We start from the raw sequence: 14,352 nt of genomic DNA, 5'->3' as shown, positions 1-14,352 counted from the left end.
TCAACTCTCACCAGGTTCCACGGTGTTGACGTACCTCCCCAGTCGTGACTGACTGTGCGTACACCATGCACATCAGGTGAGCCGACGGCACCACTTATGCGGAGGTGTGCCCTGCCGCCACTCCTCCGCTTCCCGACTGTGGACGAGCTGGGCGCCCGTGCGGCCGTGCTCGTCGCCCGCCGTCCGCGGGACGCCCGGCTGCGCCGCGTCGGCACGTCGCGGGCGGGTTCGCCGCTGTGGCTCCTGTCCGTCGGACGCGGCAGCCGCCAGGTCCTTGTCGTCGCCGGACCGCACGCCAACGAACCGGTCGGTGGCGCCACCGCCCTGCGGCTGGCCGAACGGGCGCTCGCCGACTCCCGGTTGACCGAAAGGGCGGACGCCACCTGGAATCTGCTGCTGTGCCTCGACCCCGACGGCGCGCGCCGCAACGAGGGCTGGCTGTCGGGCCCGTACGTCCTCGGCCACTACTTCCGGCACTTCTTCCGGCCGGGCTTCCTGGAACAGCCCGAATGGCTGCCCGAGGGCGCGGACGCGGCCGCCCTGCCCGAGACCCGCGCCCTCATCGGCCTCCAGGACGAACTGCGGCCCTTCCTGCAGTGCTCCCTGCACGGCGTCGACGTCGGCGGCGCCTTCGTCGAGCTGACCCGCGACCTGCCCGGGCTCGCCCAGCGTGTCGCGCACACCGCCGCGCGCCTCGGCATCCCGCGCGAGCTCGGCCCGTACGACGCCCTGTACTGGCCGATGCTCGGTCCCGCCGTCTACCGCATCCCCCCGCCGCGCATCGGGGACCTCGCCGCCGCCATCACGGAGGCCGCGGTCGAGTCCACCTGGTTCCACCCGCACCCGTACGGCACGGTGACCGCGGTCGTCGAGGCGCCCATGTGGGGCGTGGCGGCCGTGGAGGACGCCGGGCGGCCCGTCGACGCCGACGCGGCGCTGCGCTCCGTCAGCCACACGCTGCGCCACGACACACGGCTCCTGGAGGGCATCCTCGCGCGCGTGCGGCCCGGCCTCGCCGCCTCGCCGGACGTGGCCTGCCTCCTCGCGCCCGTCGACGACTGTCTCCTGGTCGGCCCTGGGCTCGCCGACTCCTGGGATCCGGATGTGTACGGCGCCGACGCGCGCGCCCTGCCGCCGCTCGACACCGCCCGCCTGACGGCCCTGCGCCTCGCCGGACGCCGGGTCGCACTGCGCACGGCCGGGCTGCTGCACCAGCTCGTCACCGCCTCCAGGCACGACCCGGGCGGTGTGCTGCCAGAGCTCGACCGGCTCATCGACGAGTGGTGCGCCGACTACCGCGACGGCTGCGGTGCGCGCTGGATCCCGGTCGCCCGCCAGGTCGAATACCAGGCACGCGTGGTGATCGCCGCGTTCGAACTCGCCGGGCGCCACGCGCGCGTGCGCTCCCGATCGGGTGAGTCGGGCTGGGGTCCGGGGGCCGCGGTGCCGATGCATCTGGAATGACGAAAACCATGCAAGCCGTACGTGCCGGTGTGCTCGCCTCGGCCGCCCTTCTCGCGATGGGCGCGGCCCCGGCCCAGGCGGCACCCCAGGAGTCCGGCCCCGGCGACTGGCTCCTCCTCACCGTCACCGGCGGCGAAGCGCTCTCCAGTGGCACCCCCGGCACCCTGCTGCTCTGCGACCCGCCCCAGGGGCATCCGCAGGCGGCACAGGCCTGCGACGAACTCCGCGCCGCCGGGGGTGACATCTCCCGGATCCCGCCCAGGCCCGACGCCCTGTGCCCGCTGATCTACGCCCCCGTGACCGCCTCGGCGCGGGGCGTATGGGAGGGCCGCCGGGTCGACTACACGCATACGTTCCCGAACTCCTGTGTGGTCAGGGCCGAGACGGGAGCGGTGTTCGCGCTGTCGGAATGAGAGCGGGTCAGGCGGCGGTGGCGCGTGCGTGGCGGGCCGCCGCCACCACCGTGCGGGCCTGATGCTCGACCTGGTGCTCCAGTGGTACCCAGCGGGCGCCGAACCGTTCGGCGAAGGCGTCGCTCCAGGCGGCGACGAGGTGTTCGAGGCGCGGTGCCTCGCGGTCGTCGGCCTCCTGGAGGACGCGCAGCAGCATCGCGGCGGCCCGCAGCGGCAGCCGGCGGCCGAACGCGTCGAGACTGCCCACGTACGCCATCGTCGTGTCCGGGGGCGGCGTCCGCCCCCAGTCGTCGGCGAGGCCCGGCACCAGCTCCAGCGCCCACTTCGCGGCCCGCAGGAGGGGCCCGTCGGGGCCTGGCAGCCGCGGCAGGGCCTCCACGAGCACCGACTCCACCTGGAGCGTGTCGTGCAGCAGCCGGCGCGCCAGACGCCCCATCGCCGCCGCCGGAGCGGGATGCGGCGCCGGATCGTCCACCAGATCACCGGCCCACATCGGCACCTCGACGACGGCGGTCAGACCGCCGTACCGGTGGGCGTGGTACCAGGTGCTGTGCCGCGCGTCGTCGGGCATGCTCGGGTACGCCGCGTCCGAACCGGGCGCCGGCATCACATGCACCCCGGGCCCGGAGGCGGGCCAGCCCGCGGCGTCCGACGCCGCCGTCTCCACCGGAATGTGCAGCTCCGCCGCGGACTTGGCGAACGGCTCGGCGAGCCCCGGAACGTCTTTGGTCAACTGCACCCAGCTGCCACCCAGATCGGTCCCGTGCAACGTCACCTGGAGGTAGGGCCGCAGCTCGTCGATGACCCGGATCAGCGCGCGGGTTTCCGGCGGCAGCCGGTCGGGCGGCAGGACGGAGGGCGACCACTCCGGCTGCTCGGGCCCGGCCGGACGGAAGAAACCGAGGTGGTAGTCGAGCAGGGTGCGCGGTGCGGGCGTCACATGCAGGCTCGCCCCGTCCGGGTCCGCGCAGAGCAGAAAATGCCAGGAGGTCTCCCTCCGCAACTCCCGGTCGCGCAGTGTGCGTTCGGCCAGGACCAGCACGGTCGAACCGCCCGTCGGTTCGTTCGCGTGGGCGCCCGCCACGACGAGGACGGCACGCCGCGCGTGGCCGACGGACAGCAGGTGGAGGGGTCTGCCCGCGCGTGAGACGCCCACTTGTCTGAGGCGGCACAGGCCGGGCCGGTGAGCCGCCAACGCCCTGGCGGACGAGACGATTTCGGTCACACTGGGGTAGCGCAACTCCGGCAGGAGACTCACCCCCGACTTGTCCGCCCTGCGTCGCTTTCCGCAGTAGTCCACGGACTGGGTGAACTGTCAAGGAGTTGACGGGGCGGCTCCAGGGGGCGCCAGGTGGCACGTGCGGCTGCCAGGGGGTGTGCGTCGGCTGGCTGGAAGGCGTCATCCACGGGCGGCGTGTTCATGGCCGAGACAGGTTCCTTTTCGTGGCCGAGCGCCACCGGGTGCTCGCCGCGGCGCAGGCCCGCTCCCGTGGGTCTGATCAGCCGCTCTCCCCGGACCCTGCCGGCGCGCCCGCGCTGACCCGTTCCAGCAGCACCACGGGCAACCGCTCGAAAAGCTCCGCCACGCGCGCGTGCCCCGTGAACTCCCGCCCCGGGCAGAGCGCATCGGCCCACCGCCCCTCAGGGAGCGCGAGCAGCGTGTCCCGCCACCCTCCGGCGTCGGCCAGCCGCAGCGACATCCGCGTGACGGCCGTGATCACCTCTCCGGAGCGTACGAACGCCACACAGTGCGCGGCGCCGGGGCCCTGAGCCGTCAGCGGCGCGTACGTCGCCGAGTCGCCGAAGACGGCCGGGCGCCGCCTGCGCAGCCGTAGTGCGGCCGCGGTGAGCGCCGCCTTTTCCGAGGGCTGCTCCAGCGGTGCGAACGCCTCCCGGTTGTCCGGGTCCACCAGCGCGAGGTACTCGCCCTCGGTGCCCTGGTAGACGTCCGGCACCCCGGGCATCGTCAGATGGACCAGAGCGGCCCCCAGGACGTTCGCCCGCACATGCGGGGCCAGGGAGGCCCGGAAGCCGGCCACGCGCCGCCCAGACGCCCCGCACGGGCCTTCGGCGACGAACGCCGCGACCGCGTCCTCGTACGCGGGATCCCGCTCGGTCCAGGCGGTGTGCAGTCCGGCCTCTCTGACGTGCTTCAACAGGGCGCCCCGTACGCGCTCTCCGGAGGCGGGGCCGAGCCCGAACACCGTCTGCCACGCGGTCCACGCCACCTGCGGGTCGGGCACGCCCGTGCCGTCGCGGGTCACCTCCGCCAGGACGTCGGCCCAGCGCCCGGGACACTGGGTGAGCACCGAGAGGGCCGCGCGCACGTCGGCACTGCGTTTCGTGTCGTGCGTCGACAGGACGGTGCCGGTGACGGGCCAGTCGCGCTGCACGCGCGCGCAGTAGGCGTGGAACTCCTCCGGGGACACGGCCGGACTGCCCGGTTCGCCGCCCACCTCGTTGGCCGACAGGAGGGGCACGTAGCGGTAGAACGCCGTGTCCTCCACGGACTTGGCCCGCAGGGCGGACGCCGTCTGCGCGAACCGGGCCCGGAACTCCGCGTGTCCGGGCCCGTCACCGGCCCGCCCGAGCACCAAGTCCCGTACGACGTCGACGGCATGCGCCTCCTCGGGCACCGTGAACACCGCCCGGGCCTCGTCGGCGGCCTCCTCGGTCACCACCAGGGAGGCGTCGGTGGAGGGGTACGGCCGGTACACCTGGAGGCGGACGAGGAGTTCGCGCAGCGCGGTGCCCAGAGCCCAGGGGGCGTGGTCGCGCAACGCGGGGTCCGGGGACGCGGCATCACACAGACCGCTCACCACGCGCGTGAGGCGATCGACCTCCGTGGCCAGCTCGTGCGTGACCACCTTGTACGCCGCCCGGCGCACCGTCGACTCCCAGTGGCCGCCCCGGTCGGCCTGAGGAGCCGCGAACCGCCGGTACTGGCCCAGGAGTTCGCCCGCGCCCGCCGGGTCCGTGAGGAGCCCGTCCACATGCCGCAGCGCGTCGTAGCCGGTGGTGCCCGCGACGGGCCACGCGGCCGGGAGCGGCTCACCGTCCGCGAGGATCTTCTCGACCACCGTCCAGCGGCCGCCGGTCGCCTCGTGCAGGCGGCGCAGATACGCGTCAGGGTCGGCGAGGCCGTCCGGGTGGTCGATGCGCAGCCCCTCGACCACGCCGTCGTCGAGCAGTTCCAGGATCTTCGCGTGTGTCGCCGCGAACACCTCCGGGTCCTCGACGCGCACCCCGATGAGCTCGGAGATGCTGAAGAAGCGACGGTAGTTGAGCTCCGTGCGGGCGAGCCGCCACCACACGGGGCGGTACCACTGCGCGTCGAGGAGGTGCGGCAGCGGCAGCTTCTCGGTGCCTTCGCGCAGCGGGAACACATGGTCGTGGTAGCGCAGTACGTCGCCGTCGGCCTTCAGGCGGTCGATCTCCGAGCCGAGCCGGTCCCCGAGCACCGGCAGCAGCACCTGTCCGCCCTGGGCGTCCCAGTCGATGTCGAACCAGCGCGCGTACGGCGATTCGGGGCCCTCGCGCAGTACCTCCCACAGGGGACGGTTGTGGCGCGGGGCCATGGCCATGTGGTTCGGCACGATGTCCGCGACGAGGCCCAGGCCGTGCTCCCGCGCGGTGCGCGCCAGGGAGCGCAGCCCCTCCTCGCCGCCCAGTTCGGCCCGCACGCGCGCGTGGTCCACCACGTCGTAGCCGTGCGTCGAGCCGGGTACGGCCTCCAGGACGGGCGAGAGGTGCAGATGCGAGACGCCGAGCGAGGCCAGATATGGCACGGCCGCCTCGGCGGCCCCGAAGGGGAACTCCGGCTGCAGCTGCAGCCGGTACGTGGCGGTGGGCGCGGCGGGAGCCACCGGGCCGGGAACCGAGTCCGCCATCACCGGGTCGGGACGCTCAGGTGTCATGCGAACCTACGTACCCGCCCCGCCGCCTTTCGTGTCATCGACGCCTGCATACGTGCACGCGCGCGTGCACCGAAAAGACGAGTCCCACGCGCGCGTGCGCCCGAAAACGAGCCTCACGCGCGCGTGCCCGAAAACGAGCCTCACGCGCGCATGCCCCCAGCGAACGCGCCCGCCTAGGCAGGCCGCTGCAACACTGTCAGGCTCCGGTCGGTCAGGGTCAGCCGGTCGCCGGCCTGGACCTTGGCGCCGGTGCCCGGTGTCACGCCCTCCGGGCGGGCCGTGTCGACGACGACCTGCCACTGGCGCCCGTGGTTGACCGGTACCACGAACTCCAGGGGTTTCGGTGAGGCGTTGAACATCAGCAGGAAGGAGTCGTCGGGGATGCGCTCCCCGCGCGGGCCCGGCTCGGAGATCGCGTTGCCGTTGAGGAAGACCGACAGCGCCCGTGCCTGGGCGGAGCCCCAGTCGCGCTGGGTCATCTCCGTGCCCTCCGGGGTGAACCACGCGATGTCGGACAGCTCGTCGTGCGTGCCCTGAACGGGCCGCCCGTGGAAGAAGCGGCGCCGCCGGAAGACGGGATGGTCGCGCCGCAGCCACACCATCGCGCGCGTGAAGTCGAGCAGCTCGCAGTCGCCCTCGGGCCACCGCACCCAGGCCAGCTCGCTGTCCTGGCAGTACGCGTTGTTGTTGCCCCCCTGGCTGCGCGCGAACTCGTCGCCGTGGCTGAGCATCGGCACGCCCTGGGAGAGCATCAGCGTCGCGATGAAGTTGCGCATCTGGCGTGCCCGCAGGGCCAGGACGTTCTCGTCGTCGGTGTCGCCCTCCGCGCCGCAGTTCCAGGACCGGTTGTGGCTCTCGCCGTCGCGGTTGTCCTCGCCGTTGGCCTGGTTGTGCTTGTTGTTATACGAGACGAGGTCGTGCAGCGTGAAGCCGTCGTGACAGGTCGCGAAGTTGATGGAGGCGAGCGGACGGCGGCCGTCGTCCTGGTAGAGGTCCGACGAGCCCGTGAGCCGGGACGCGAACTCCGCCAGCGTGCGCGGCTCGCCGCGCCACAGGTCCCGTACGGTGTCGCGGTACTTGCCGTTCCACTCGGTCCACAGCGGCGGGAAGTTGCCCACCTGGTAGCCGCCCTCGCCGACGTCCCAGGGCTCGGCGATCAGCTTCACCTGGGAGACCACCGGGTCCTGCTGGACGAGGTCGAAGAACGACGACAGCCGGTCCACCTCGTGGAACTGCCTCGCCAGCGTGGCCGCGAGGTCGAAGCGGAACCCGTCGACGTGCATCTCGGTGACCCAGTAGCGCAGCGAGTCCATGATCAGCTGGAGCACGTGCGGGGAGCGCATCAGGAGGGAGTTGCCGGTTCCCGTGGTGTCCATGTAGTAGCGGGGGTCGTCCGCCAGGCGGTAGTACGACGCGTTGTCGAGGCCCCTGAAGGACAGCGTCGGACCCAGGTGGTTGCCCTCGGCCGTGTGGTTGTAGACCACGTCGAGGATGACCTCGATCCCGGCCTCGTGCAGCGCCCGGACCGCCGACTTGAACTCCAGGACCTGCTGACCGCGGTCGCCCCAGGAGGCGTACGCGTTGTGCGGCGCGAAGAATCCGATCGTGTTGTAGCCCCAGTAGTTACTGAGGCCCATCTCCACCAGACGGTGGTCGTTCACGAACTGGTGTACGGGCATCAGCTCCAGCGCGGTGACGCCCAGTTCCGTCAGGTGCTCGATGATCGCCGGGTGCGCCAGGGCCGCGTAGGTGCCGCGCAGCTCGTCGGGCAGCGCCGGATGCTGCATCGTGAGGCCCTTCACATGGGCCTCGTAGATCACCGTGTGGTGGTACTCGGTGCGCGGGCGCCGGTCGTCGCCCCAGTCGAAGTACGGATTGACCACGACCGACGACATCGTGTGCGGGGCCGAGTCCAGGTCGTTGCGCTTGTCGGGGGCCCCGAAGGGATAGCCGTACACCTCCTCGCCCCACTTCACCGAGCCGCTGACGGCGCGCGCGTACGGATCCAGCAGCAGCTTTGCCGAGTTGGCGCGCTGGCCGCGCTCGGGCGCGTACGGCCCGTGCACCCGGAAGCCGTACCGCTGTCCGGGCATGATCCCCGGCAGATAGGCGTGCCGCACGAAGGCGTCGGTCTCGCGCAGCTCCACCGCCGTCTCCGAGCCGTCGTCGTGCAGCAGACACAGCTCGATACGGTCTGCGGCCTCCGAGAAGACCGCGAAATTGGTCCCGGCGCCGTCGTACGTGGCACCGAGTGGATATGCCTCTCCAGGCCAGACCTGCATGGATATGACTCTTCCAGTAGTGCCGTGCCCCTGGGGGCGACTCCGAGCCGAGTGTCCCCGAAAGTGATGGAACCTCCTATGACTTACGTCCCTCTTACCCGGTGACCAGGCATACGGCGTATGCCGAACCAGTGGGGCTCAAACGACTCCTGATGACATAGGGGGAGTAGGGGGAAATGTGCGCAAGATAGTGCACCGCCATCTGGGCAAGGTGGTGGCAGGTGCGGCCATCGCGGTGGCCGGGACGGCCGTGATGGCCGGAATCACCCTGCCGGGCACGGCGGGGGCCGATGACTCGGGCGGGGCCCGGGGCGGCACGGGGACGTCGCAGGAGGAGGGACAGCAGGCCGGAGAGCAGGGGCGGGCGGCGGTCCAGCCGGGCGTCGTCGAGCAGGCGCCGGCCCAGGGGGAGAAGGGCGAGGGCCGCGACCCGCTGACAGACGACGAGATGAAGCGGGTCGAGCGGATCGCGGTCAGCCGGCAGCTGTTCAACTCCAGCGAGAACGCCGAGGGCGAGCGCGGCCCGCAGCGCCTCAGCGTCGACCTCGCCGAGCCGGAGACCGGAGAACTGGACGACCCGGAAGCGCCCCGTCGCGCCGACGTGACGTTCTACGACTACAAGGACGACACGCTCGTCACCAAGACCGTCAACCTCGACACCGGGAAGGTCGAGCGGACCGGCACCCAGCGCGGGGTCCAGCCGCCCTTGAGCCGTGCCGAGCAGAACGAGGCCGCCCGGATCCTGATCGCCGACCCGCTGGGCGCGGGCCTGAAGGCGGACTACAAGGACGCCACGGACAAGGAGCTCACCTCCCCGGACCAGCTGCAGCTCGCCGCCGCGGTGTACCGGGCCGCTCCGGGCGCGCAGCCCGCGCTCCTCGACAAGTGCGGCGAGCATCGCTGCGTGCGGCTGTTCCCGAAGGTCAAGAACGGGCCGTGGGTCGACGCACGCTCGCTCATCGTCGACCTGAGCGCCGGCAAGGTCGGCAAGCTCGACTGAGCCCGGACCGCCGTCAGTTCACTTTTCCAACTTGCTCCTCCTGTAAGGGAGTCACCTCTTCATGCACGTGAACAGAATCAGCCGTGCCCGCAGGCGGGCGGCCGTGGGTCTCTCGGTGGCCGCGCTGGCCGCGGGCGCGGCGACCGGCGCGGGACCGGCCGCCGCCCAGCCGAAGTCGGCCCCCAAGGCGGCGCCCGCGGCGGCCGCCCAGTGCAGCGCCGCGTACCGCATCGAGCAGCAGCTCTCCACCGGCACCACCTGGCGGATGTGCTGGCACTACGAGAGCAAGGCCGGGCTCGTCCTGGAGAACATCTCCTACCAGCCCAAGGGTGAGGCCGCCCCGATCAAGGTCCTCGGCAGCGCCAAGCTCGGCCAGATCCACGTGCCGTACGACGACGGAAGCGTCGAGTACGACGACCTGACGGGCTTCGGGTTCGCCCAGGGCCTGATGAACCTGGCGCCGGGCGAATGCCCTGGCGGCACCATCAAGAGCGTGAAGGTGCCGGACGCCTGGGACCCCCAGCACCCGAACGTCAAGGGCCTGTGCACCACGACCCGTTCCCGCGGCCACGCGTACCGCATGCAGGGCGACTCGCCCGGCAAGGTCTACCAGGCACAGGGCAAGGACCTGCTGGTCTACACCGTCAACCAGGTCGGCTGGTACGAGTACATGACCGAGTGGCGCTTCCAGGACGACGGCACGATCACCATGAACGTCGGCGCGACCGGCAGCCTCTCGCCCAGCGACTACGACGCCGGCGACGGTCGCGGCTGGCCCATCGGCAAGGGCGCCAGGGCCTACGCCACCAGCCACAGCCACAACGTCTTCTGGCGCCTGAACTTCGGCCTCGACGGCTCCTCCAAGACGAAGATCGAGCAGTACGACTCGACGGTCAGCCCGCCCGCCCGCGGCCAGGAGGCACCGACCAACAAGACCACCCGCACCGCCGTCACCAAGGAACTCGCGGGGGACGCCAAGAACATGCGCTGGTGGCGGGTGGTCAGCACGGCCGGCAAGAACAAGGACGGGCACGCGCGGTCGTACGAGATCGTCCAGGGCCCCACCAGCAAGTACCCGGGACGCGGCTTCACCCGGCACGACGTCTACTTCACCGACTACAACAAGTGTGAACAGTTCGCTGGCAACAACCCGCACAACTGCGGTGCCGGGCATGGCGCGTCCGTCGACAAGTGGGCCAACGGGCAGAGCCTCACCCACCCGGTCGTCTGGGTCAACGTGGGTTTCCACCACATAGCCCGCGACGAGGACCAGCAGCCCATGCCGGTCCACTGGCAGGGCTTCTCCATCGCCCCGCGCGACGTCACCGCTATGAATCCGCTCACTCCGGCCGAGCTCGCCGACCAGAACGGGCATGTGGAAAACGGTAGTTGAGAAACGACCTGTCCATCGGGCTGCACCGCCCACCGCTCCCGGAGTACCCTTCCTTGATCGTTGAGTGGGGCCTGGCGTCACATTCCCGTCGTTCGCCCGAAGGGCGGGCCCTGGGGCGTCTGGTGCGTGCAGCTGCAAGGCGGAGGAGGGAGGCGACGCGGAGCGTCGTTGACCGACGACAACGCCGCAGATGCGCGTGCCAGACGTCCCAGGGCAGACGGGAATGTGACGCCAGGCCCCTCGGGAGAGCTCGGGGGAGCGGAAGGCGGTGCGCGGGTGGGCTCGGGAGGGCTGGAGTTGCCTCCTGGTGACGAGGGTCACGAGGGGAACTCCACAGATGTCCCACCCGGCGCGGTGTCCCTGGCACGGCCGATGGAGATGGGATCGATCGGGCCGGAGCTCGACTGGGGTGCCGACGCCTGGCGCGAGGTGCGTACGCGCGCCCAGCGAGCCGGGCGTGCCTACATCTGGCTGAACCTGGTCGAACAGCGGCTGCGTGCGGTCGTGGCCGCTGTTCTCCGCCCCATCTACGAACCCGTCCACGGCGATGACTGGGTGATCGCCGCGGCCGGGCCCGCCGGACAGGAGTGGGTGCAGCGCGCCGTCGCCGTGCGCGAAGTCAGCCGCCGCAAGGGGTACTTGCTCGACCCGGCCGACGACAATGTGCTCAGCTTCCTCACCTTGCCGCAGCTGCGCGAGCTGATGGTGCAGCACTGGCCGTGCTTCGAGCCCTACTTCGACGAGCGCCGGGACCTCGAACTCGCCCTGGACGAACTGGAAGTCACCCGGAACGTGGTCTCCCGCAACCGGGCCCTGTCCGAGGCCGTCCTGAGCCAGGCCGAACGGGCCGCGGCGAAACTCCTGGAGGTACTCGGCGCCGGCGGCGACGTGCCCTCCGCGCGCCGGCTGCCCGTCGACGCCGTGGAGGACCTGGTCGGCGACCGGTACGCGGACGTGGTCGGCGTGCACTCGGACCGGGTGCGGTTACTGCGCCAGTTCCCCGCCGAGGACCTCTTCGGCGGCGCCCGCCGCCTCGACGCCATCGGCATCGGCCTGAACCTGCTGGTGCAGAACTTCTCCGGACGGCGGCTCGTACGCCTCGCCGAGTCCGGCTGCCGGGTGCGGCTGCTGTTCCTGAACCCCGCGTCCAGCGCGGTGAAGCGCCGCGAGCGCGAACTCGGCATCAAGCGGGGCGAGTTGAGCCGCGCCGTCGAGATGAACATCCTGCACATGCGCCGGGTGCGGTCCCGGCTGCGCGACCCGGGCGCCTTCGAGATCCAGGTCTTCGACGAGACGCCCCGCTTCACCGCCTACCTCGTGGACAGCGACGGCTCGGACGGCATCGCGGTCGTGCAGTCGTATCTGCGCCGTACGCGCGGCATGGAGACACCGGTGCTCGTACTGCGCGGCGGCAGCCGCGTGGTCAAACCGGATGAACCTGGCGAGGAAGGGCTTTTCCCTACCTACCGCGAGGAGTTCGAGGTGGCTTGGGCGGATTCGCGGCCTGTGTCCTGACCTTCAGGGCCCCTGGAGCTCGGAGTGCGGGAGCCCGGTAAGACCCGGTACGGCGCGGAACGGCCCGGTAGGTCTCGCTCAGCGGAACGCGGTCCTCGGATTGTCAGTGGCTCATGGGATCGTGGAGACCACTGGGGGAAAGCACCACGAAGAAGGGGGGCCACGCATGGGCTGGCACCGGGAGCTGCTGATCGGCTTCGACCTGGAAACGACAGGGACGGATCCGCGCGAGGCGCGCATCGTCACGGGGGCCGTGATAGAGGTCAAGGGCGGAGAGCCGATGGGGCGCCGCGAATGGCTGGCCGATCCGGGCGTGGAGATCCCGGCGGACGCGGTGGCGGTGCACGGGATCTCGAACGAGCGGGCGGCAGCGGAAGGCAGGCCCGCCGACCAGGTCGCCGACGCGATCGCGGGCGCCCTCGTCGCCCACTGGAAGACGGGCGTCCCGGTCGTCGCGTACAACGCGGCCTTCGACCTGACTCTGCTCTCCGCCGAACTGCGGCGGTACGGACTGCCGTCGCTGCGCGAGCGGCTCGGCGGCATCGACCCCGCCCCGGTCATCGACCCGTACACCATCGACCGCTCGGTGGACCGCTACCGCCGGGGCAAGCGCAATCTCGAAGCGGTCTGCACGGAGTACGGGGTGGCGCTGGACTCCGCACACGACGCCTCGGCCGACGCGCTCGCCGCGGCCCGGCTCGCCTGCGCGATAGCCGGCCGCCACCCGAAGGTCGCGGCCCTCGGCCCCGCCGAGCTGCACCGCCGCCAGATCGGGTGGTACGCGGAATGGGCGGCCGACTTCCAGAGCTTCCTGCGCCGCAAGGGCGACACGGACGCGGTGGTCGACGGGGCATGGCCCATGCGCCAGTTGGCGGACGAGATGGTCTGACCTGGCCTGCCGCCTCAGGCCTGTCCGGCATGATCCGCCGGGCAGGTTCCTAGGGGGAGGGCGACGGTGGGGGCGTGGGGGTGGCGTGCGGCTGTGCGTCGCGGAGAGCGCGGGCGCGCTGCAACGCCTTGAGGCGGAGATCCGCGGCAGCATTGAGGTCCCGCCGCTGCTCCGCGGTCAGTTCGCGCAGGTACAGGGGCCCCACGCGGTCGATCACCCCTGGCAGATCGACGGCGAGGGCGCACTCCGCGTCGGCCTCGGCGATTCGTACCTCCGACCGTGGCGCGGCGCCCTTCGTCGGCGGGACCTCGTGGCTCCGGCGGGCAGCGGCGGCCCGTGCGTCCTCCATGGAGGCGAACGGCACCCCCCGCTTCCTCATGCAGGACGTCCAGTCCCCCAGGGCCCGGCGCATGGTGGCGTCGACGGCGATCTGTCCGCGGATCGCGTTGTAGGCCTCCTGCGGCACGTACGAGACCCTGGCCGCCGCCATGACGTCACCGAAGAGACGGATGCGGCTGCGGGCGATGCAGCCCGTGGTGGCGAAGGTGAACTGCGGGCCGCTCGACAGCCGCAGCGTGGCGCGCCGCCCGGGGTCGCCGGTGAGCGCACGGGCGTAGGCGTCCCGCTGCGCCGCGGGAAGGCCGGGCGGGTACTGGTCGTCAGGCGACGGGCCGGTGTCGGAGAAGCCGTAACCGAGGGTTCGACGCGCCTCGGGATCGGGGTGCCACGGGTCGTCGTCCCGGGCGCTGGCACCGGAGGAGGCGGCCGGTTGGCCGAAGCCCTGTGCGGCCATGCACCGGCGGGTCAGCTCGTCCTCCGCCCGGCGGAGGGCGCGCTGGTCTTCGCGGTAGGGGGAGGTCCGCAGGGCGAGTTCCACGGCGGCCCGGCTGAGCGCGGGCACGGAGGGCCGGTCCGGCCGTTCCGCCGGCTGCGCGCGAACGCAGCCGGCGGAACCGACGGCCAACACGGCGACGGCTACCGCGGCAACGGCAGGTGTGGCCATCGGGCGCATGTCCTCAGCCCTTACCCGCACCACCAGTTGTTGGAGCTGATGACGTCGTTCCAGTTGCCCCCGCTCGGCTTGCCCCACTTGGTCAGGTCCGCGGCCTGGGTGTCCCGGTTGATCACCCACGAGGATCCGCCGTAGTTCGCGGCCTCGTACACCACCGCCTCACAGCTGAGCCCTTCGTTGCGGATGGCCGACGCACAGTCGTTCCATCGCTGGGTCGAGTTGCACCCGCCGGTGAAGTTGCCCCAGTAGGTGTTGTTGCCGGACACCTTCCCCATCGCGCCGCCGTAGTTGGCGTTGACCCAGAAGCAGAGGTAGCCGCTCTCGTTCGGACAGTCGGTCACGGCTGCCTGAGCCGAGGGGGCGAGAGCCAGACCGGAGACGACAAGGGCTCCGGTCGCGAGCACGGACATGGCGATTCGACGCACCGTGGATCCTCTCTGTGGAGGTGAGCTTGCTGCCGATGTGAT

11 protein-coding genes are annotated in these 14,352 nt (G+C 71.6%); 6 read left to right on the top strand and 5 right to left on the bottom strand.

All coding sequences use genetic code 11. From position 1 onward, the window contains the following. Positions 1-96: 96 nt before the first annotated feature. Positions 97-1,464 (top strand): M14 family zinc carboxypeptidase, encoded by a 1,368-nt coding sequence (locus tag C4B68_RS09125; RefSeq protein ID WP_099498883.1) that lies wholly within the window; start codon positions 97-99, stop codon positions 1,462-1,464. Next, positions 1,461-1,877, top strand: a complete 417-nt coding sequence (locus C4B68_RS09120; protein WP_099498882.1) for a subtilase-type protease inhibitor — start codon at positions 1,461-1,463, stop codon at positions 1,875-1,877. The genes C4B68_RS09125 and C4B68_RS09120 overlap by 4 nt, the downstream gene beginning before the upstream one ends. Positions 1,878-1,884: 7 nt before the next feature. On the opposite strand, the gene C4B68_RS09115 is transcribed toward C4B68_RS09120, so the two are convergent. The 3 genes from C4B68_RS09115 to glgX all read right to left on the bottom strand — a co-directional run bounded on the left by C4B68_RS09115 (position 1,885) and on the right by glgX (position 8,076). After that, positions 1,885-3,135, bottom strand: a complete 1,251-nt coding sequence (locus tag C4B68_RS09115; RefSeq protein ID WP_099498881.1) for a M14 family zinc carboxypeptidase — start codon at positions 3,133-3,135, stop codon at positions 1,885-1,887. Between the two features lie 241 nt (positions 3,136-3,376). Further along, positions 3,377-5,794, bottom strand: coding sequence for a malto-oligosyltrehalose synthase (gene treY / locus C4B68_RS09110; RefSeq protein WP_099498880.1), 2,418 nt, complete (start codon positions 5,792-5,794; stop codon positions 3,377-3,379). A gap of 173 nt (positions 5,795-5,967) precedes the next feature. Beyond that, the gene (gene glgX / locus C4B68_RS09105; RefSeq protein ID WP_099498879.1) at positions 5,968-8,076 is read right to left on the bottom strand and encodes a glycogen debranching protein GlgX; all 2,109 of its coding nucleotides are present in this window, start codon (positions 8,074-8,076) and stop codon (positions 5,968-5,970) included. Positions 8,077-8,254: 178 nt separating this feature from the next. Here glgX and C4B68_RS09100 point away from each other — a divergent pair, with 178 nt between their 5' ends. The 4 genes from C4B68_RS09100 to C4B68_RS09085 all read left to right on the top strand — a co-directional run bounded on the left by C4B68_RS09100 (position 8,255) and on the right by C4B68_RS09085 (position 12,873). Next, positions 8,255-9,076, top strand: a complete 822-nt coding sequence (locus tag C4B68_RS09100) for a Tat pathway signal sequence domain protein (protein ID WP_099498878.1) — start codon at positions 8,255-8,257, stop codon at positions 9,074-9,076. 61 nt (positions 9,077-9,137) lie between these two features. Then, entirely contained in the window at positions 9,138-10,469 is a 1,332-nt protein-coding gene (locus C4B68_RS09095; protein WP_099498877.1) for a copper amine oxidase, read from the top strand. Between the two features lie 276 nt (positions 10,470-10,745). After that, the gene (locus C4B68_RS09090; RefSeq protein ID WP_099498876.1) at positions 10,746-11,984 is read left to right on the top strand and encodes an SAV2148 family HEPN domain-containing protein; all 1,239 of its coding nucleotides are present in this window, start codon (positions 10,746-10,748) and stop codon (positions 11,982-11,984) included. Between the two features lie 166 nt (positions 11,985-12,150). After that, on the top strand, positions 12,151-12,873 hold the full coding sequence (locus C4B68_RS09085; RefSeq protein WP_099498875.1) for a 3'-5' exonuclease: 723 nt from the start codon (positions 12,151-12,153) through the stop codon (positions 12,871-12,873). 49 nt (positions 12,874-12,922) lie between these two features. Here the strand turns inward: C4B68_RS09085 and C4B68_RS09080 are convergent, their stop codons facing one another. Then, entirely contained in the window at positions 12,923-13,876 is a 954-nt protein-coding gene (locus tag C4B68_RS09080) for a hypothetical protein (protein WP_099498874.1), read from the bottom strand. 20 nt (positions 13,877-13,896) lie between these two features. Beyond that, positions 13,897-14,310 carry a peptidase inhibitor family I36 protein gene (locus C4B68_RS09075; RefSeq protein WP_143674230.1) on the bottom strand — a complete coding sequence of 138 codons (414 nt, stop codon included), beginning with the start codon at positions 14,308-14,310 and terminating at the stop codon, positions 13,897-13,899. Positions 14,311-14,352: the final 42 nt, after the last annotated feature.

Source organism: Streptomyces dengpaensis (genome assembly GCF_002946835.1).
GTDB lineage: Bacteria > Actinomycetota > Actinomycetes > Streptomycetales > Streptomycetaceae > Streptomyces > Streptomyces dengpaensis.
This window is presented reverse-complemented; position numbering and strand designations above follow the sequence as displayed.

Bases quoted from the DNA above. Each gene is read 5' to 3' on its own strand.
- C4B68_RS09080 (WP_099498874.1), bottom strand. From the start codon at position 13,876: ATGGCCACACCTGCCGTTGCCGCGGTAGCCGTCGCCGTGTTGGCCGTC.
- C4B68_RS09120 (WP_099498882.1), top strand. From the start codon at position 1,461: ATGACGAAAACCATGCAAGCCGTACGTGCCGGTGTGCTCGCCTCGGCC.
- C4B68_RS09125 (WP_099498883.1), top strand. From the start codon at position 97: ATGCGGAGGTGTGCCCTGCCGCCACTCCTCCGCTTCCCGACTGTGGAC.
- C4B68_RS09085 (WP_099498875.1), top strand. From the start codon at position 12,151: ATGGGCTGGCACCGGGAGCTGCTGATCGGCTTCGACCTGGAAACGACA.
- treY (WP_099498880.1), bottom strand. From the start codon at position 5,794: ATGACACCTGAGCGTCCCGACCCGGTGATGGCGGACTCGGTTCCCGGC.
- glgX (WP_099498879.1), bottom strand. From the start codon at position 8,076: ATGCAGGTCTGGCCTGGAGAGGCATATCCACTCGGTGCCACGTACGAC.
- C4B68_RS09095 (WP_099498877.1), top strand. From the start codon at position 9,138: ATGCACGTGAACAGAATCAGCCGTGCCCGCAGGCGGGCGGCCGTGGGT.